The organism is Streptomyces sp. NPDC026417, assembly GCF_055567695.1.
The window spans coordinates 142370-160411 of sequence record NZ_JBVHPY010000014.1 but is presented as its reverse complement, the minus strand read 5'-3'; the positions used below and the strand labels follow the sequence as shown (position 1 = coordinate 160411).

General features: G+C 73.3%; 17 protein-coding genes and 1 tRNA gene. 5 read left to right on the top strand and 13 right to left on the bottom strand.

Features of this window, described 5'->3' with window-relative positions; translation table 11 throughout:
* Positions 1–12: 12 nt before the first annotated feature.
* The 3 genes from ACZ4NT_RS22650 to ACZ4NT_RS22640 all read left to right on the top strand — a co-directional run bounded on the left by ACZ4NT_RS22650 (position 13) and on the right by ACZ4NT_RS22640 (position 4754).
* Positions 13–1356 carry an MFS transporter gene (locus tag ACZ4NT_RS22650; protein WP_220784191.1) on the top strand — a complete coding sequence of 448 codons (1344 nt, stop codon included), beginning with the start codon at positions 13–15 and terminating at the stop codon, positions 1354–1356.
* Between the two features lie 73 nt (positions 1357–1429).
* Positions 1430–3136: an aldehyde dehydrogenase family protein gene (locus tag ACZ4NT_RS22645; protein WP_467727189.1), complete on the top strand. Its 1707-nt coding sequence runs from the start codon at positions 1430–1432 to the stop codon at positions 3134–3136.
* Between the two features lie 58 nt (positions 3137–3194).
* Positions 3195–4754 (top strand): long-chain-fatty-acid--CoA ligase, encoded by a 1560-nt coding sequence (locus ACZ4NT_RS22640; protein ID WP_467727187.1) that lies wholly within the window; start codon positions 3195–3197, stop codon positions 4752–4754.
* A gap of 225 nt (positions 4755–4979) precedes the next feature.
* Here ACZ4NT_RS22640 and ACZ4NT_RS22635 read toward each other — a convergent pair.
* Positions 4980–5053, bottom strand: a tRNA-Pro gene (locus ACZ4NT_RS22635).
* Between the two features lie 209 nt (positions 5054–5262).
* Here ACZ4NT_RS22635 and ACZ4NT_RS22630 point away from each other — a divergent pair.
* Together ACZ4NT_RS22630 and ACZ4NT_RS22625 are read left to right on the top strand one after the other, a co-directional pair.
* A complete protein-coding gene (locus ACZ4NT_RS22630; protein WP_121407285.1) occupies positions 5263–5973 on the top strand; it encodes a transketolase in 711 nt (236 codons plus the stop codon).
* Positions 5974–6077: 104 nt separating this feature from the next.
* Positions 6078–7001: a transketolase family protein gene (locus ACZ4NT_RS22625; protein ID WP_467727186.1), complete on the top strand. Its 924-nt coding sequence runs from the start codon at positions 6078–6080 to the stop codon at positions 6999–7001.
* Between the two features lie 15 nt (positions 7002–7016).
* On the opposite strand, the gene ACZ4NT_RS22620 is transcribed toward ACZ4NT_RS22625, so the two are convergent.
* The 12 genes from ACZ4NT_RS22620 to ACZ4NT_RS22565 form a co-directional block, all read right to left on the bottom strand.
* On the bottom strand, positions 7017–7376 hold the full coding sequence (locus tag ACZ4NT_RS22620) for an MmcQ/YjbR family DNA-binding protein (RefSeq protein ID WP_183117091.1): 360 nt from the start codon (positions 7374–7376) through the stop codon (positions 7017–7019).
* 45 nt (positions 7377–7421) lie between these two features.
* Positions 7422–7955, bottom strand: coding sequence for a GNAT family N-acetyltransferase (locus tag ACZ4NT_RS22615; protein ID WP_467727184.1), 534 nt, complete (start codon positions 7953–7955; stop codon positions 7422–7424).
* Positions 7952–8524 carry a helix-turn-helix domain-containing protein gene (locus ACZ4NT_RS22610; RefSeq protein ID WP_467727183.1) on the bottom strand — a complete coding sequence of 191 codons (573 nt, stop codon included), beginning with the start codon at positions 8522–8524 and terminating at the stop codon, positions 7952–7954. Before ACZ4NT_RS22610 ends, ACZ4NT_RS22615 begins: the two co-directional genes overlap by 4 nt.
* A gap of 50 nt (positions 8525–8574) precedes the next feature.
* A complete protein-coding gene (locus ACZ4NT_RS22605) occupies positions 8575–9477 on the bottom strand; it encodes a LysR family transcriptional regulator (protein ID WP_121407280.1) in 903 nt (300 codons plus the stop codon).
* 43 nt (positions 9478–9520) lie between these two features.
* Positions 9521–10714: a glycine C-acetyltransferase gene (locus ACZ4NT_RS22600; RefSeq protein ID WP_121407279.1), complete on the bottom strand. Its 1194-nt coding sequence runs from the start codon at positions 10712–10714 to the stop codon at positions 9521–9523.
* A gap of 34 nt (positions 10715–10748) precedes the next feature.
* The gene (gene tdh / locus ACZ4NT_RS22595) at positions 10749–11777 is read right to left on the bottom strand and encodes an L-threonine 3-dehydrogenase (RefSeq protein WP_467727181.1); all 1029 of its coding nucleotides are present in this window, start codon (positions 11775–11777) and stop codon (positions 10749–10751) included.
* Between the two features lie 184 nt (positions 11778–11961).
* Positions 11962–12552: a GAF domain-containing protein gene (locus ACZ4NT_RS22590; RefSeq protein ID WP_121407277.1), complete on the bottom strand. Its 591-nt coding sequence runs from the start codon at positions 12550–12552 to the stop codon at positions 11962–11964.
* Entirely contained in the window at positions 12549–13148 is a 600-nt protein-coding gene (locus tag ACZ4NT_RS22585) for an ATP/GTP-binding protein (RefSeq protein WP_121407276.1), read from the bottom strand. Before ACZ4NT_RS22585 ends, ACZ4NT_RS22590 begins: the two co-directional genes overlap by 4 nt.
* On the bottom strand, positions 13126–13497 hold the full coding sequence (locus ACZ4NT_RS22580; protein WP_121407275.1) for a DUF742 domain-containing protein: 372 nt from the start codon (positions 13495–13497) through the stop codon (positions 13126–13128). Before ACZ4NT_RS22580 ends, ACZ4NT_RS22585 begins: the two co-directional genes overlap by 23 nt.
* A 2-nt stretch (positions 13498–13499) precedes the next feature.
* Entirely contained in the window at positions 13500–13934 is a 435-nt protein-coding gene (locus ACZ4NT_RS22575; RefSeq protein ID WP_121407274.1) for a roadblock/LC7 domain-containing protein, read from the bottom strand.
* Positions 13935–13990: 56 nt separating this feature from the next.
* On the bottom strand, positions 13991–16201 hold the full coding sequence (locus tag ACZ4NT_RS22570; protein WP_467727179.1) for a sensor histidine kinase: 2211 nt from the start codon (positions 16199–16201) through the stop codon (positions 13991–13993).
* A 356-nt stretch (positions 16202–16557) separates the two neighbouring features.
* Positions 16558–17787, bottom strand: a complete 1230-nt coding sequence (locus ACZ4NT_RS22565) for an MBL fold metallo-hydrolase (protein ID WP_121407272.1) — start codon at positions 17785–17787, stop codon at positions 16558–16560.
* Positions 17788–18042 lie beyond the last annotated feature (255 nt).

The window sequence follows — 18042 nt, the reverse complement described above, 5'->3', positions numbered from 1 at the left end:
CGCGGAGTCCCTGTGACCGACACCGATGTCGCACCCGCCGTGCCCGCCGGCACCCTGAAGGCGCCGAACGGGACGCGCCGCCGCGCCTGGACCGTCACGGCGCTGCTCGTCGTCTTCATGATGATCAATTTCGCCGACAAGTCCGTGCTCGGTCTCGGCGCGGAGGAGATCCGGAAGGACCTCGGCCTGTCCGCCTCGGCCTTCGGACTCGCCAGCAGCGCCTTCTTCCTGCTCTTCTCGGTCTCCGGGGCCGCGGTCGGGCTCCTCGCGGACCGGGTACGGCCCAGGTGGCTGCTCCTCGGGATGGCCCTGCTCTGGTCCGTCTCCCAGGCGCCGCTGGCCGTGGGCGGCGGGCTGGCGGTGCTCATCACCTCGCGGGTGCTCCTCGGCGCCGCAGAGGGCCCGGCCTTCCCCGTCGCGCAGCAGGCCACCCTGTCCTGGTTCCCCAACCACCGGCGCAATCTGCCCGGGGCGCTGATCGTCCTCGGCATCACGCTCGGAGTCCTGGTCGCCGCCCCGGTCCTGACCTGGGTGATCGAGAACCACGGCTGGCGCTCGGCCGTCGCGGCGGTGGCGCTGGTCGGGGTGCTGTGGGCGCTGCTGTGGATCCCGTTCGGCGGGGAGGGCCCGTACGCCACCGCGTCGGACACCGCCGCGCCGGCCGCCTCCGGGGAAGGGGCGGGCGCGGGGGCGTCGGAAGCCGGACCGGGCTCCGCGCCGACGAGGATGCCGTACCGGCGGATTCTCGCCACCCGCACCTGGATCGGCGCCACGGCCGCCTACTTCGGCACCTACTGGGTGATCGCCTTCTCGCTGGTGTGGCTGCCCTCGTATCTCCAGGACGCGCTCGGCTACTCCTCGGCCGGGACCACCCGGGTGCTCATGCTGGTCTGGGGGCTGGGCGGCGTCGTGGTCGTCGGCCAGGCGGTGCTGAGCGGATGGCTGCTGCGCCGCGGGACGGCGAGCCGGTGGGCCCGCGGCGGGGTCGGGGGCGTCCTGCTGCTCGTCGGCTCCGCGGCCTGCTTCGCGCTGCCGCTCGCTCCGGCCGGTGCCGTCACGGCCCTGCTGCTGGTCGCGGGGTTCGGACTGTCCGGGGCGATGAGCAGCGTCGCCGTCACCACCGTGACCGAACTCGCCCCGGCCGACCGCCGCGGCGGCGCCCTCGGCATCATGAACGCCGTGGTGACCACCGCGGGTCTGATCGCCCCGACGCTGATCGGCCGCCTCGTGGACACCCGGGGGCCGGACGGCTACCAGTACGCGGTCCTCGTCACCGCCGCCGTGCTGCTGCTGAGCGGAGCGGCCGCCCTGACCCTGATCGACCCCGACCGCGACGCCCGCCGGCTGTCCGCGTGACCCCGTGGGCCCGCCCCTCGCGCGTCCCGGATCGGGCCCGCTCTCCCCGCCCCGACCTCTCCCAAGGACCGACGTGAACTCCACCGACCTCGACACCTCCCTCCTCGACCGAGCCGTGGCCGACGTACGCGCCAACGCCGCTTCCTGGTCGGCGACTTCGCTGCCGGACCGCATCGCCCTGCTGGAGCGGCTGCAGCCCAGGGTGGCCTCCCGCGCCGCCGACATGGCCGGAGCGGGGGCCCTGGCGAAGGGGTACGGGCCGGACTCCCCCTGGGCGGCCGAGGACTGGATCGGCGGTCCCTGGGCGCTGGCCCAGAACATCGCGGCGCTGCTGCACGTCCTGCGGCGGCTCGCGGCGGGCCGGGACCCGCTGGACGGCGGACAGGTGCACGAGGACGACGGCCGCACCCGTGTGGACGTCTTCCCGGCCACCGGCTGGGACACCCTGCTGCTCAACGGGTTCAGGGCCCAGGTGTGGATGCGCCCGGGCGTCTCCGCGGCGCAGGCGCGGACGAGCGCCGCGGGCGAGTACCGGGGACGGCGGGGCGGCCCCGCGGTGGCCCTGGTGCTCGGCGCCGGCAACGTCGCCGCCATCACCGCACTGGACATCCTGCACAAGCTGTACGCCGAGGGCCAGGTGGTCGTCGCCAAGATGAACCCCGTCAACGCCTATCTGCGCCCCCACTTCGAGTACGTCTTCGCGGAGTTCGTCGAACGGGGCTGGCTGCGCTTCGTGGACGGCGGGGCGGCCGAGGGCGGCCATCTCACCCGCCACCCGGGCGTCGACACCATCCATGTCACCGGCAGCGACCGCACCCACGACGCCATCGTCTGGGGCACCGGCGAGGACGCCGAGCGGCGCCGCCGGGAGGACCGCCCGCTGACCGACAAGCCGTTCAGCAGCGAACTCGGCGGTGTCAGCCCCTGCATCGTGACGCCGGGCCCGTGGAGCGGCGCCGACTTCCGCTTCCAGGCCGAGCACATCGTCACCAGCAAGATGAACAACTCCGGCCACAACTGCATCGCGACCCAGATCCTGGTCGTGCCCCGCGACTGGGACGGCACGGAGCGGCTGCTCGACGAGATCCGCACCGTTCTGCGCGAACTGCCCGCCCGCGGCGACTACTACCCCGGCGCCGCGGACCGTCTCGCCTCCGTACGAGAGGCCCATCCGGCGGCGGAGTCCCACGGTGACGGCGGCCGGCTGCTGGTGCCCGACATCACCGACCACGGCGACCTGCTCGTCATCGACGAGGTCTTCGGCAGCGCCCTCGGCGTCGTACGGCTGCCCGGTTCGGACCCGGCCGCATTCCTGCGCCGGGCGGTCGACTTCGCGAACGACACCCTGCCCGGCACGCTCGGCGCGACCCTCCTCGTCCACCCGAGGACCGAGAAGGCCCACCGGGAGACCGTGCGCACCGCGATCGCCGACCTGCGCTACGGCACGCTGGGCGTCAACTGCTGGTCGGCGGTGGGCTTCCTGCTCGGCTTCACGCCCTGGGGCGCCTTCCCCGGTCACACCCGCCAGGACATCGGCAGCGGCATCGGCTTCGTGCACAACGCGTTCCTGCTGGAGGACGTCGAGAAGACCGTGCTGCGCGCCCCGTTCACCCCGGCCCCCCGCGGCCTGGTCACGGGTGACCCCTCGCTGTCCCCGCGCCCCCCGTACTTCGTCACCCACCGCACGGCGCTGACCACGGTGGAACGCCTCACGCGCTTCACCGCGGCGCCGGGCCTGACGAAGCTGCCCGCCCTGTTCGCGGCCGCGCTGCGGGGCTGACCCCGCCCCGGGGCCCGTCCGGCCGTTCCCGTATCCACCGCAGACCCACGGAGACCCCATGCTCAATCTCGCCACCCTGCTGGAGAACAGCGCCCGCACCGTGCCCGGGCGGACGGCGGTCGTCCTCGGCGTCCAGCGGATGACGTACGCCGAACTGGACGCCGCCGCCCGCCGCGTGGCCGGCCTGCTGCACGCGCGGGGCATCGGCCCGGGCGACAAGGTCGCGCTGTCGTGTCCGAACGTCCCGTGGTTCCCGATCGTCTACTACGGCATCCTCAAGGCCGGTGCGGTGGTCGTCCCGCTCAACGTGCTGCTCAAGGGCCGGGAGATCGCCTATCACCTGGCCGACTCCGACGCGCGGGCGTACTTCTGCTTCGAGGGCGGCGCGGATCTGCCGATGGGGCAGGAGGGCTGGGCCGCATTCGGCGAGACCCCCGGCTGCCGGGACTTCTTCCTGATGACCGCCGCCCCCGCGGAGGACTCGCCGATCGCGGGTGCCGAGACGCTGACCGCGGCGCTGGCGGGCCGGAGCGCGGACTTCGAGACGGCGGCCACCGGCTCCGACGACACCGCGGTCATCCTGTACACCTCCGGCACCACGGGCCGGCCCAAGGGTGCGGAACTCACCCACTCCAACCTGATGCTCAACGTGCTGACCTGCCACAAGCTGTTCGGTGAGGTCGACCACGACGTCCACCTGATCACCCTGCCGCTCTTCCATTCCTTCGGCCAGGTCGTGCAGATGAACGCGGGCCTCGCCTCCGGGGCGACGCTGGTCCTGCTGCCGCGCTTCGACGCGGCCTCCGCCCTGGCCCTGATGCAGCGTCACGGGGTCACTTTCTTCGCGGGTGTCCCCACGATGTACTGGGCCCTCCTTGAAGCGGAGGCGCCGGAGGTGGATCTGCCGCAGATCGCCGCGAATCTGCGGATGGCGGGGTCGGGCGGTTCGGCGCTGCCGGTCGAGATCCACCGCAGGTTCAGCGAACGCTTCGGGGTCACCATCATGGAGGGGTACGGGCTGTCGGAGACCAGCCCGGTGGCCACCTTCGCGCCGCGCGGCGAGGAGGTCCGCGCGGGCTCGATCGGACGCCCCGTCTGGGGCGTCGAGGTGGACCTGGTGGACGACGACTGGGCGCCCGTCCGGGGCGCCGACGCGATCGGCGAGATCGCCGTCCGCGGCCACAACGTCATGAAGGGGTACCACAACCGGCCCGAGGCCACCGCGGAAGTGATGCGCAACGGCTGGTTCCGCACCGGTGACCTGGCCCGGCGGGACGCCGACGGATGGCTCTACATCGTGGACCGGGCCAAGGACCTGATCATCCGCGGCGGGTTCAACGTCTACCCGCGCGAGATCGAAGAGGTGCTGCTCGCCCACCCCGCCGTGAGCATGGCGGCCGTGGTCGGTGTCCCGCACGACCGCCAGGGCGAGGAGGTCAAGGCCTACGTGGTCCGCGCGCCGGGGGCGGAGCTCACCGGGGAGGAACTGATCGCCTGGTGCAAGGAGCGGATGGCGGGCTACAAGTACCCGCGCCTCGTGGAGTTCCACGCGTCCCTGCCCACCGGCGCCACCGGGAAGATCCTCAAGCGCGAGCTCCGGGACGCGGCGAGCGCGTGACGGGGGCGGGCCGTCGGTCACTCACGCCCGACGCAGTCCGCCGCGCCGTCGCGCCCGCCGCGCCGCGCGCCGTCGCGTCCGACCGGGGCGCGACGGCCGGCCCTCCCCGACCTCCCGCTGTCGGCACTCCCGCGGCCTGCATCACCGCGGCCCGCACTCCCGGGGATACACGAAAGGCCGCCCTCTCGGATGAGAGAACGGCCTCCGACCTGCGTTTCGGCAGAGTCGGGACGACAGGATTTGAACCTGCGACCCCTTGACCCCCAGTCAAGTGCGCTACCAAGCTGCGCCACGTCCCGGTGCCCGTCTGACCTGGGGTTTCCCCGGGCCGAACGTGCACGGAAACAATACCGCACTCGGACCCGTGACCGCGCCCCGCTTTTCGGCGGGCGACGCTCGGCCACGGGCGCGGCGGGACGCGTCGTCCGACGGGACCGGGGCCACCCCGCCGACCGTCCCGTCCGAGTCACTTGACCTCAAGTTTGCTTGAGGTTGCACGATCGACGGCATGACGATCACAGCAGAACGCGCGCACACGCGGTACCGGTACGAGGACCTCCCCGGGCTCATGGGGCTGATGACGGGGGACGAGAAGCACGGACCCGCGGCGACGTCCACCCTGGACGCGCTGTGGGTGCTCTACGACCGGGTCCTGCGCGTGAGCCCGGAGCGGATGGACGATCCGGGGCGGGACCGTTTCCTGCTGTCCAAGGGGCACGGACCGATGGCGTACTACGCCGTCCTCGCCGCCAAGGGCTTCGTGCCCGTCGACTGGCTGCCGGGCTTCGGCTCGTACGCCTCGCCGCTGGGGCACCACCCGGACCGCGTGCTGGTGCCGGGCGCGGAGATCGGCAGCGGCTCGCTCGGACACGGCCTGCCGATCGCCGTCGGCACGGCGCTCGGGCTGCGCGCCCGGGGGCTCGCCGGACCGCGGGTCTGGGTGCTGGTCGGGGACGCCGAGCTGGACGAGGGCAGCAACCACGAGGCCATCGCGTACGCCGGCCCCGCCGGGCTCGACCGGCTGCACACCGTCGTCATCGACAACTCCTCGGCCAGTCACGCCCGGCCGGGCGGCATCGCGGCCCGCTTCGCCGCCGCCGGGTGGTCCACGGAGACCGTGGACGGCCGTGATCACGAGGCGCTGCACGCCGCGTACGTCGCGCCGCACCCGGGACGGCCCCGGGTGGTCGTCGCGCGAGTGGAGCCCAAGGACGCGTGAACCGGCCCGGCCGCACCGCTGACAACCCTCACCTCTCCCCCTCTCCGAGCCCGCACGTCCGACGTCGCGCGGCCCGTCCGGCTTCCTGGAAGGACACCCAGCCCATGGACACCCACACCATGCGTGACCGCTTCGCCCCGGTCGTCTCCCGGCTCCTCGACGAGGAGCCGCGGGTCGCGGTCGTCCTCGCGGAGATCGGCAAGGACGGCTTCGCGGAGGCCCGGCGCAGGCACCCGGACCGGGTGATCAACGTCGGCATCCGCGAGCAGCTCCTCGTGGGAACCGCCGCGGGTCTCGCGCTCACCGGGCTGCGTCCCGTCGTGCACACCTTCGCGAGCTTCCTGGTGGAGCGGCCGTTCGAGCAGATCAAACTCGATCTCGGGCACCAGGACGCCGGCGCGGTCCTCGTCAGCGCCGCCGCCTCCTTCGACTGGCCTGCCGGCGGCTTCACGCACATGTCGCCCGGCGACGTCGCCCTGCTCGACACGCTGGACGGCTGGACCGTGCACGTCCCCGGCCATCCGGACGAGGCGGAGACACTGCTGCGGCACGCGGTCGCCGCCGGGGACGACAAGGTCTACGTCCGGCTGTCCGTGCAGGCGAACGCGGAGCCGCTGGCCGTCGACGGGGCACGGCTCCTCACGCTCAGGGAGGGACGTGCCGGTGTCGTGGTCGCCGTGGGGCCGATGCTCGACGCCGTGCTCGACGCGACGGACGGGCTCGACGTGACGGTGCTGTACGCGGCCACCGTCCGGCCGTTCGACGCGGCGGGACTGCGACGGGCCGTGGGGACGGCGGCCGCCGATGTCGTCCTGGTCGAGCCGTATCTGGCGGGCACGTCGACGGCCGCGGCCAACGACGCACTCGCCGACCTGCCGCACCGGGTCCTCGGCCTGGGTGTCGGACGCCGCGAACTGCGCCGCTACGGCGGCATCGACGAACACGTGGCCGCCCACGGACTCGACGCCGGGGCGTTGCGCGAGCGGATCGACGGGTTCCTGGGTGCGGCCGCCGCGGTGCGCGGGTGAGCGTGCGGGCCCGGGTCAGCCGGTGGCCGGGTGGCTCAACTCCGGGTGGGAGTCGAGGAGTCGGGGCGGGGCCGCCTGGCGCCAGGAGTCGGTGAGGATGTCGCGGAGCTCGTCCTCGTCGTCCAGCGCGGCGAGACGGGCGCGGACCCAGGCGAAGTTCGCCTCGTGGTCGGCGATCCAGAACTTCTCCGGCTCGGCCAGGGCCAGTTCGTCGCGCTCCTCCTTGGGGCAGCGCACGGCGATCGAGGTCTCGTTCTCGGGCAGCGTGGCGAACATCTTGCCCGCGACCCGGAACGTGGGCATGCTCCAGGCGGTCTTCTCCGTCGTGTCCGGCAGGGAGAGGGCGATTCGGCGTACGTCTTCGGCATCCGGCATGGACCGCACCGTAGCCAATGCCACTGACAATCTCCCGCCCGGACGTCAGCCGGGTGAAACGGGAGGTCCCAGGTGTTTGTAGAAGATCGTCGTGCCGTGCAGCACGCCCTGGGGTGTCGCCGCGTAGTCGGGTATCCCGCCGGCCCGGGTCCAACCGGCGGAACGGTAGAGGGACTCGGCCGGGCTGCCGGTCTCGGTGTCGAGGTGGAGCAGTGTCACGCCCGCCTCGGCCGCCGCGTGCTCGGCGGTGGCCAGGAGCCTGCGCCCGAGGCCCTGCCCCCGCCCGTCCCGGTGCACCATCAGCTTCACCAGTTCGGCGCGATGGCGGCCGTTGGGCAGGCCGGGGAAGACGAGACCGACGGTGCCGGTCACCCGGCCCCCGGCCCGTGTCACCCAGACGGCGGCCTCACCGGCGGCGACCGCGTCCGCGCGAGCCTGCCACCAGGCGACGGCCGCGGCACGGCCGAGCGGTGCGAGGAACCCGACGGAGGCCCCGCCGTCCACGGTGTCGACCAGCAGCTCCGCCAATGCGTCCGCGCTCGCGCGCAGTTGCTCCGCGGTCAGGCGGCGGACGGTCACGGCAGCACCACCGCCAGCGCGTACCGCACGTCCTCCGGGCCGGGGCAGCGGAAGCGCGTCGGCCCCCAGACCCGCATCCGGAGGCAGTCACCCGTGGCGAGGCGGTGCTCGACGTCCTGGGCGGTGACGTCGAGGGCGCCGGCCAGGACCCAGATGTGCTGTTCCAGACCGGGCACGGGCGGCCGGTCGTACGCGATGTCGGCGCCGGCCGCGAGCCGGCCCTCGACGAGTTCACCGCGCAGGCCGGCATGCGGCGGGGACACCGAGCGGCGGACGAACCCGGAGGCGGCGTCCTGCCAGACCGCCTGGTCGGCGGCCCGTACGACCGGGTCGGGTGCCGCCTCGACCTCGCTGAGCAGCTGGGACATCGTGCGTCCGTACACCCCGCACAGGCGGTTCAGCAGCGACGCGGTGGGACTGATCTCCGCGCGCTCGGCCCGCGAGAGCGTCGAGCGGCTCACGCCGCTGCGCTCCGCCAGCTCCCCCAGGGACCAGCCGTGTTCGGACCGCAGCTCGGCCAGCCTGGTGGCGAGCCGGGCGTCGGCGGCGTCGCCCGCATGGTCTCTCATATTTGGGATGTTATCCCAAATATGAGAGACGGTCGATGCCCTTCCGGCCGCTACGCCGTCGCGGCCTGCGACAGCGCGTCCAGCACCGGCCGGATCAGCGGGTGGCCCTCCGCGCCGCGGCGGACGGCGGCGAAGACGCGGCGGGTCGGGGCGGTGCCGTCGACGGGGCGCACCACCACGCCCGTGAGGTCCATGCCGCGCAGGGCCGAGCGGGGCACCAGGGCGACCCCGGCGTCGGCCGAGGCGAGGGCGACGACGGCCCGGAAGTCGTCCGAGGAGTGTTCCAGGCGGGGCTGGAACCCGGCGTTCTCGCAGGCCAGGACGACCACGTCGTGGCAGGGGTTGCCGGGGTAGGGGCCGATCCAGGGGTCCTTGGCGAGCTCGGCGAGCGGCACCTCCCGGGCGTCGGCCAGCCGGTGGGCGACCGGGACGACCGCGTCGAAGGGCTCGGCGTACAGCGGGACGTGGGTGAGCCGCGGGTCGTCGGCGGCGGGCGCGCCCCGGTACTCGACGGCCACCGCGACGTCGACCTGCCGGTCCAGGACCATGGGCAGGCTCGCGTCGCCCTCGGCGTCCTGCACCCGGAGGCGGATACCGGGGGCCGTGAGCGCCAGACGGGCCAGCGCCGGGGCCACGACCAGACCGATGCCGGTCGCGAAGGCGGCGACGGTGACCGTGCCCGCGGCGCCCGAGCTGTACGCCGCCAGCTCGGCCTCCGCCCGCTCCAGCTGGGCGAGGACCTCGTTGGTGTGCGTGAGCAGGATCTCGCCGGCGGGAGTCAGGCGCACCCCACGAGCGCCGCGCTCGACGAGCCGGTGGCCCGTCTCCTGTTCCAGGGCCGCCAACTGCTGCGACACGGCCGAAGGGGTCAGGTAGAGCGCGGCGGCAGCCGCCGTGACCGTACGGTGGTCCGCCACCGCACGGAGGATGTGGAGCCGCCGCGCCTCGATCATGCGACCGATTCTCTCAGGTCGAGCGAACCGGTACGTCCCTCGCTCAGACGCCCAGCTCGGCGCGGGCGGCGACGAACGCGTCGACGGCCCGGTTCACGTCCTCGGTCGAGTGGGCGGCGGACAGCTGCACCCGGATCCGGGCCTGGCCCTGCGGGACCACCGGGTACGAGAACCCGATCACATACACCCCCCGCTCCAGCAGCAGCTCGGCCAGCCGTCCGGCGACGGCCGCGTCGCCGATCATGACGGGGGCGATGGCGTGGTCGCCGGGCAGGACGTCGAAGCCCTCGGCCGTCATCCGGGAGCGGAACAGCGCCGTGTTGGCGGCGAGCTTCTCGCGCAGGTCACCGGCCGACTCCAGGAGGTCGAGGACCTTCAGGGAGGCCGCCGCGATCACCGGGGCGAGCGTGTTGGAGAAGAGGTACGGGCGCGAGCGCTGGCGCAGCAGCGCGACGATCTCGGCACGGGCGGCCACGTAACCGCCGGACGCGCCGCCGAGCGCCTTGCCGAGGGTGCCGGTGATGATGTCGACGCGGTCCATGACGCCGTGCAGCTCGGGGGTGCCGCGGCCGCCGGGGCCGACGAAGCCGACGGCGTGCGAGTCGTCGACCATGACCATGGCGTCGTAGCGGTCGGCGAGGTCGCAGATCTCGCGCAGGGGCGCCACGTAGCCGTCCATGGAGAACACGCCGTCGGTGACGACGAGGCGGCGCCGGGCGCCGGACGCCTCCTTGAGCTTCTGCTCCAGGTCGGCGAGGTCGCGGTTGGCGTACCGGAAGCGGCGGGCCTTGGACAGCCGGATGCCGTCGATGATCGACGCGTGGTTCAGGGCGTCGGAGATCACCGCGTCCTCCTCGCCGAGCAGCGTCTCGAAGACACCGCCGTTGGCGTCGAAGCAGGAGGAGTACAGGATCGTGTCCTCCTGGCCGAGGAACGCGGACAGGCGCTGCTCCAGCTCCTTGTGCACCTCCTGCGTACCGCAGATGAAGCGCACGGAGGCCATGCCGTAGCCCCAGCGGTCGAGGGCCTCGTGGGCGGCGGCGACGACCTCGGGGTGGTCGGCGAGGCCGAGGTAGTTGTTCGCACAGAAGTTGAGGACCTCACCGGGGCGGCCGCCCGCGGTGACGGCGACGGTCGCGGACTGCGGGGTGCCGATGACGCGCTCGGGCTTGTGCAGTCCGGCGGCGCGGATCTCGTCGAGGGTGGCGCGGAGGTCGTCGCGTACGGAGGTGAACATGAAGGGCTCCTGAAATGCTTGCGCGGTAAGGGGGTTACGCGGTCCAGTCGAGGATGACCTTGCCGCCGCGGCCGCTTGCCGCGTCCGCGAAGGCCGCCTCGAAGTCGCGGTATCCGTACCGCCCGGTGATGACGGGAGCGAGGTCGAGGCCGCCTTCGAGCAGGACCGACATCGCGTACCAGGTCTCGAACATCTCCCGGCCGTAGATGCCCTTGATGGTGATCATGGACGTCACGATCCGGGACCAGTCGACGGGGAACTCCTCGGCGGGCAGCCCGAGCATGGCGATCCGTCCGCCGTGCGTCATGTTGGCGATCATGTCGCGCATCGCCTCGGGGCGGCCGGACATCTCCAGGCCGATGTCGAAGCCCTCGCGCAGACCGAGCTCGCGCTGGCCGTCGGCGATGGTCGCCTCCCGGACGTTCAGGGCGAGGCTCACGCCGATCTTGCGGGCGAGCTCCAGACGCTCCTCGCTGACGTCCGTGATGACGACGTTGCGGGCGCCGGCGTGCCGGGCGACGGCCGCGGCCATCAGGCCGATCGGTCCGGCACCGGTGACCAGGACGTCCTCGCCGACCAGGGGGAACGAGAGCGCGGTGTGCACGGCGTTGCCGAACGGGTCGAAGATCGCGGCGATGTCGAGGTCCACGGGCACCCGGTGCACCCACACGTTGGCCGCGGGCAGCGCCACGTACTCGGCGAACGCGCCGTCGCGGCCGACACCGAGGCCCACGGTGGCACGGCACAGGTGGCGCCGGCCGGCGAGACAGTTCCGGCACTTGCCGCAGACCAGGTGCCCCTCTCCGCTGACCCGGTCGCCCACCTTGATGTCGGCGACGTCACGGCCGGTCCCGACGACCTCGCCGGCGAATTCGTGGCCGACGACGAGCGGGGTGCGGATGGTCTGCTGCGCCCAGCCGTCCCAGTTGCGGATGTGCAGGTCGGTGCCGCAGATCCCGGTCCTGAGGACCTTGATCAGCACGTCGCCGGGGCCGATGGACGGCTCGGGTACGTCCATGAGCCGCAGGCCCGGCTCCGCCTTGTCCTTGACCAGCGCCTTCAACGCAACGGCTCCCGTATGTGAGGTCCCGGAGCAGGGCACGCCGAAGGAGCCCGTACCGGGGAGAAGGGTGAAATCACCTAGGAATCTGCCGTACGCCGGCGCCGTTGGTCCATCGAGGTTTTCTTAACCGCCGCCGCAGCTTTCCTTCACGCCCTGCGCGGCCCTTCCCCGGAGCGGCCCGGGGTCAGATGCCGTCGGGCTCCCGGCGTTCGATCTGCGCGACCAGTTCCGACGCCATCGACTTGATGGTCTCCAGGCCCGCTCTGCCCCACGGGCGGGGCTCGACGTCGACGACGCAGACCGTGCCCAGCGCGATGCCCGTGCGGTCGATGAGCGGGGCGCCGAGGTAGGAGCGGATGCCGATCTCGTCGACGACCGGGTTGCCGGCGAACCGGGGATAGTCGCAGACGTCCTCCAGCACCAGGGCCTTGCGCCGGACCACCACGTGGGGGCAGAAGCCGTAGTCGCGGGTCAGATGGCGGCCGAGGCCCCGGGTGCCGCCGTCCGCGGTCACGGCGGTGATCAGCCGAGCGCCCGTACCCGTCCCGTCGGGAGTGTGCAGGCCCGCGAAGAACTGCCGTCTCTCGTCGATGAAGTTGACCATCGAGTACGGCACCGCGGCGACCTCGGCGAGCCGGTCCGCGAACGCGTCGAAGGCCGGTTCGGCCCGCTCGCCCAGGCCCAGCCGGCGCAGCCGCCGCACCCTGGTCGGCGCGTCCTTGTCCTCCGGGGTCAGCAGCAGACGACCTGCCGGCCGCGGCGGGTCGTACCTCATGTGTGGGCTCCGTGACTCGGGGCGCGCGTCGGCGCGTGGGCGAGGAGGTGGCGGACCAGCGTGAGGAGGGTCTGCACGCCGGAGCTGGAGATCCGGGCGTCGCAGCGCACCACGGGGACCTCCGGATCGAGGTCGATGGCGGCGCGCACCTCGTCCGGGTCGTAGCGGTACGAGCCGTCGAACTCGTTGATCGCGACGATGAAGCCGAGGCCGCGCTGCTCGAAGAAGTCGACGGCGGCGAAGCAGTCCTCCAGACGGCGGGTGTCGGCCAGGATCACCGCGCCGAGCGCGCCTTCGGACAGCTCGTCCCACATGAACCAGAACCGCTCCTGTCCGGGCGTACCGAACAGGTAGAGCACGTGTTCCGGGTCCAGGGTGATGCGCCCGAAGTCCATCGCCACGGTCGTCTCGACCTTGTTCTCGATCCCGTCGAGGTTGTCGGTCGCGGCACTGACCGTGGTGAGCAGCTCCTCCGTGCTGAGTGGCGCGATCTCGCTCACCGCGCCCACGAAGGTCGTCTTGCCCACCCCGAACCCGCCCGCCACCAGGATCTTCAGCGCGGTGGGGAAGGGGTCAGAGCTGTCGTCGTAGTCCATCGAGCACTGCCTCCAGAAGAGACCGGTCAGTGGGGTTGTGGTGGAACTCGGGCGGCTTCGTGGTCAGGGCCCCGCAGTCGACGAGGTCGGACAGCAGCACCTTGGTGACCGCCGCGGGCAGCTTCAGGTGCGCGGCGATCTCCGCGACCGAGAGCGGCCCCCGGCACAGGTCGAGTACCTGGGTGTGCTCCGGGCCGAGGTAGCCGAGGGGGGTCGCTCCGGTGGTCATCACCTGCGAGAGCAGGTCGAGCGAGGTCGTCGGCCGGGTCCGCCCGTTGCTGACCGTGTAGGGGCGCACCAGCCGCCCGGCCGCGTCGTCGAGCCAGGGCTCGTCGCCGGCCGCGGCCACCCTCAAGGCCTCATCGCCGACGGTTCGACGGCGGCCTGCCGGGGGGCGGTCATCAAGTACGGCCGCACGCTCTTGACCAGCATCGCCATCTCGTATCCGAGCACCGCCGCGTCGGCCTCGCGCCCGGCGAGCACGGCGAGACAGGTGCCGGAACCCGCGGTGGAGACGAACAGCAGCGTCGAGTCGAGTTCGACGACGACCTGGCGTACGTCGCCTCCGTCGCCGAAGCGGTGACCGGCACTGCGGCCGAGGGAGTACAGGCCGGAGGCCAGCGCGGCCATGTGGTCGGCACTGTCCGTGTCGAGGCCGTGGACCGACTTCACGAGGCCGTCGCAGGACAGGAGGACCGCGCTCGTGGTGTGCGGCACGCGCTGGACGAGGCCGCTCATCAGCCAGTCGAGGTCGGATACATGACCGGTCGGCGCATCGCTCGCCATGGTGGATCGACTCCTTGGAATAAGCAGGTCTGCGGGAGCGGTGGGGGTTGGGGTGGTCATCCGGCCGGTGCGCTCCCGTCGTGCCGGGTGGTGAGGTCGTGTCCGGGCGCGGGCGCGATCTCGCGGGCTCCCTGCGGTGCGTGCCGCGCGGACGCGTGAGCCGGGTGCTCCTCGGCTATGTGGGGGGCGTCGGGTGAGGCGTGGGCGTCCATGGGCCGGTCCCCCATGAGGTGTCCGTCCGTGCCGTGCTCCGCGGCGGCCCCCTCCCGGTGGGCGTCGGGACCGGCCGGTACGTACCTCAGGGGGTCCGCGCCGAGCGAGGCGTGCGGTGCGGGAGTGTGTTGTACGCCGGACGCGGAGGGTTCGTCGAAGGGGGAGGCGGGGACGGTGGCCGACGGGCCGGGGTACGGCAGGGCGTGCTGCGGCGCCTCCCCGGCTGGGATGCCGGCGAGCAGCCCGTCGGTGTGCGGCGCGCCCAGGTGCAGGGATTCCAGCATGGGCGGTGCGTCCGTGTGGGCTCCCTCCAGGTGGCCCGTCTCCCGCTGGGCGGCCTCGGCGAGTCCGATGCCGCGCTGGAACGCGGCCATCAGACCGGGGTCGTGGCCGACGAGCGGGTCGCTGTCCGAGCGGGGCGGGGTGACCGGGCCGTCCCGGAGCTGGGGCGCGAGGTGCTCCTGTGCCCTCCGCCGGGGCAGTTGGGGCGGCAGGCCCATCGTGCCGCGTACCGCGCCGTTGCGGGGGGTGGGCGGAGTGTGGGCGTTCTCCGCGACGGTCCGCCGGTCCTCCGGACGGACTCCGGGCACGGCGTCCGCGGGAGTGGGCCGTTCGCGGCGGGCGCTCCGCAGGGGCAGCGGCGCGGGGCCGCCCGCGGCGTCGGGACCGGGCCGGCCGCCCCGGCGCGGCTCTTGGGTTTCCCGCGTCTGCCGCGGGAGGGAGGGCGACGCGGCGTGCCGGGGCGCCTGCGGGTCGGGCGGCGGGGCCGGGGCCGTGAGTTGCTCGGGCCGCTGCGGGGCCGGGGCCGCCGACGGCTGGGTGCGGGGTACGGCCCCGGGGATCTCGGGGTCCCTCCCCAGCAGTGCCTGCGGTACGACGAGGACGGCCTGGACGCCGCCGTAGATGTTGGTCTGGAGCCGTACGTGGATGCCGTGCCGCCGGGCCAGCTGCGAGACCACGAACAGACCGATGCGTCCGTCCTGCAGCAGGCTGGCGACGTTGACCTGGTCGGGGTCGGCGAGCAGGGCGTTCATCTTGTCCTGCTCGGCGACCGGCATGCCGAGGCCGCGGTCCTCGACCTCGACGGCCAGGCCCGAGGTGACGAGGCTGGCGCGCAGCAGCACCTGGGTGTGGGGTGCCGAGAAGACGGTGGCGTTCTCGACGAGTTCGGCGAGCAGGTGGATGACGTCGGCGACCGCGTGCCCGCGCAGGGTGCCGTCGATGGGGGGCACCAGCTTGACCCGTGAGTACTGCTCGACCTCGGCGATCGCGGACCGCAGCACCTCCGTCGTGGAGACGGGGTTGCTCCACTGGCGGCGCGAGACGGCCCCGCCGAGGACGGCGAGGTTCTCGGCGTGGCGCCGGATGCGGGTGGCCAGGTGGTCGACGTGGAAGAGGCCCTTGAGCAGATCGGGGTCCTCGATCTCGTTCTCCAGCTCGTCCAGGATGGAGATCTCCCGGTGCACGAGGGACTGCAGGCGCCGGGCCAGGTTGACGAAGACCTCGACCTTCTGTTCGCTGCCCGCGTGGCTGGAGAGCTGCGCGGCCTGGACGACCGCGGCCGCGGCCCCGTCCTGGGCGCGGACCAGGTCGGCGGCGAGCAGCTCGAACTCGTCGGCGTCCGCGGGAGGCCCGCCGCGCGGCTTGCGCGCGGGCGCCGCCTCGCCGCGGCGCAGGGCCTCGACGAGGGCGCGCAGGTCGGCCTCGCCCCGGGCGCTGGAGCGGCGCAGCGCGCCCACGCGGTCGCGTACGGACCGGGCGGCCCGGTCGGCGGCGACGGCGGCGATCACGATCCCGGCGAGGGCCACGCCGACGGCTCCGGCGAGGACGGCCCACAGGGTCGGGCTCGGCCGGGCTCCGGCGGTGCGGACGATGAACAGCACGGCGGCGCAGGCACTGAGGGCGACCGCGATCGGCGGCAGGACGGCCAGGCGCAGCAGCTGGGACCGTATGTGCGTCTCGGGCAGCGGCGGGGTGGCGCGGGCGGCCGGTCGCCCGTGCCGCCCGCCCTCGCGGCGGTCTGCGCGTGCGGCCGGTGCGCGGAGGTGAGACATCGGCGTCCTCGTACTGGTGCGTCGGGGGTACGGGACCCCCGCGGGTCTGCGCGACTCGGGCGTGCGCCATCGCGATGCCGGCCGGCGAAGCGAAGAAATCGACGCCACGTCGCCCGACGGCCACTCACAGTAGTCGGCAACGCATCAGGTGCGATGGGCAGTTGACAAAGTCCCGCGGAGAGCGTCCCGCTCTGGTATGAGGCGTCGTACGACAGACCGACAAGCACCTCGGACATGCGTTCCCGTCGGCCATGAATCCGATCAGGGCTGGCCGGAAGTGGTCACGAACAAACGGCGAGGGCCGGGGAGCGGTGCGCTCCCCGGCCCTCGCCGTCCGTCGGCCGCGTCCCGCGCGGTCACCCGGCGGAGACGGTCTCCGGCTCGCCGGTGCCCTCCGTGGACTTGGCCGGAGGGTTACTCGGCGTAGTGCTCGTGACGGTGGCTGCCGCCTCGGCCGGAGCGCCCCAGCCGCCTTCGGGCTGCACGGCGACTCCGCGCCACCAGGGCTCGGACGGAACCGTCTCGGCCGTGGGTTCGAACGGCTCCCCGACCTGCGGCACGGCGACGCGGGCACCGGCCGCGCGGCCCGCGCCGATCGTCCCCTCGCCGGGCTCCACCCAGGGGTGGGTCGCCAGGTTGAACGTCGCCCAGTGGATCGGCATGATCACGCCGCCCGGCTCGCCGCCCTGGAGGTCCAGGTGGGCGCGCATGCCCTCCTCCGGCGTCATGTGGATGTCCGGCCAGAACTCGCTGTAGGCGCCGACCTGGATCATCGTCAGGTCGAACGGGCCGTGCTCGGCGCCGATGTCCCGGAAACCCTCGAAGTAGCCGGTGTCGCCGCTGTGGTAGATGCGGTGCTCGTCGCCCGCGACCGCCCAGGAGGCCCAGAGCGTGTGCTGCACGTTGCGCAGGCCGCGGCCGCAGAAGTGCCGCGCCGGGGTGGCGGTCAGGGACAGCCCGCCCACCTTGGCCGACTCGTTCCAGTCCAGCTCGCGCAGGCGGTCGGCGGAGACGCCCCAGCGCTCCAGGTGCGCGCCGACGCCGAGCGGCACCGCGAACACCGTGTCCGTGCCGGCCAGGGCCTTGATGCTGGGCATGTCGAGGTGGTCGTAGTGGTCGTGCGAGATGACGACGACGTCGACCGGGCCGAGGGCGGCCAGCGGCAGGGGCACGGGGTGCAGCCGCTTGGGCCCGGCGAACGCGAACGGGGAGCAGCGCTCGCCCCAGACCGGGTCGAAGAGCACCCGGTGCCCGTCGATCTCGGCCAGCACGCTGGAGTGCCCCATCCAGGTGATCCGCAGTCCGCTCGCCGGCGGCCGGGCGAGGTCCGCGAGGGTCGTGGGGTGCACCGGCACCGCAGCGGCCGGGGAGCGGTGGACGCGCTCCTCCCGGCGGAAGAAGACCTTCGCGAACTCGATCATGGATCCGTCGGGGCGGATCCGGGCGCTCTCCGGGTTCTTGAAGACACCGTCGGCGAAGTTCGGCGATCTGCGGATGCGCGCGAGGCGCTCGCCGCTCGGATCCGCGCCGAAGGCGGCGGGCCGCAACGAGCGGAGCCCGGAGCTCAGGGGACGGGAACCGGTCACGGCAACCTCCAGGTGGAGTCGGTCTGGCTTTCCATTATGGTCCGCCCGTCCGACCGGCCCGGGTCGAACGGGTGACGACGCGGTGTCGGGCACCCGTGGGAGCGGCCCGCCGGAGCCCGCCTGATGCGCGGCCCCGCCCGGCCCACGCGTCGCGGACGGGGCCCGTGGCACCTGGACCGCACGCCCACCGGACTGACCGACCGTTCAGTAGACCGGGTCACGCCGATATCATCCCAGCGGATCCCGGCCGAGGTT

Bases quoted from the DNA above. Each gene is read 5' to 3' on its own strand.
- ACZ4NT_RS22640 (WP_467727187.1), top strand. From the start codon at position 3,195: ATGCTCAATCTCGCCACCCTGCTGGAGAACAGCGCCCGCACCGTGCCC.
- ACZ4NT_RS22630 (WP_121407285.1), top strand. From the start codon at position 5,263: ATGACGATCACAGCAGAACGCGCGCACACGCGGTACCGGTACGAGGAC.
- ACZ4NT_RS22625 (WP_467727186.1), top strand. From the start codon at position 6,078: ATGGACACCCACACCATGCGTGACCGCTTCGCCCCGGTCGTCTCCCGG.
- ACZ4NT_RS22620 (WP_183117091.1), bottom strand. From the start codon at position 7,376: ATGCCGGATGCCGAAGACGTACGCCGAATCGCCCTCTCCCTGCCGGAC.
- ACZ4NT_RS22610 (WP_467727183.1), bottom strand. From the start codon at position 8,524: ATGAGAGACCATGCGGGCGACGCCGCCGACGCCCGGCTCGCCACCAGG.
- ACZ4NT_RS22605 (WP_121407280.1), bottom strand. From the start codon at position 9,477: ATGATCGAGGCGCGGCGGCTCCACATCCTCCGTGCGGTGGCGGACCAC.
- ACZ4NT_RS22600 (WP_121407279.1), bottom strand. From the start codon at position 10,714: ATGTTCACCTCCGTACGCGACGACCTCCGCGCCACCCTCGACGAGATC.
- ACZ4NT_RS22590 (WP_121407277.1), bottom strand. From the start codon at position 12,552: ATGAGGTACGACCCGCCGCGGCCGGCAGGTCGTCTGCTGCTGACCCCG.
- ACZ4NT_RS22585 (WP_121407276.1), bottom strand. From the start codon at position 13,148: ATGGACTACGACGACAGCTCTGACCCCTTCCCCACCGCGCTGAAGATC.
- ACZ4NT_RS22575 (WP_121407274.1), bottom strand. From the start codon at position 13,934: ATGGCGAGCGATGCGCCGACCGGTCATGTATCCGACCTCGACTGGCTG.
- ACZ4NT_RS22570 (WP_467727179.1), bottom strand. From the start codon at position 16,201: ATGTCTCACCTCCGCGCACCGGCCGCACGCGCAGACCGCCGCGAGGGC.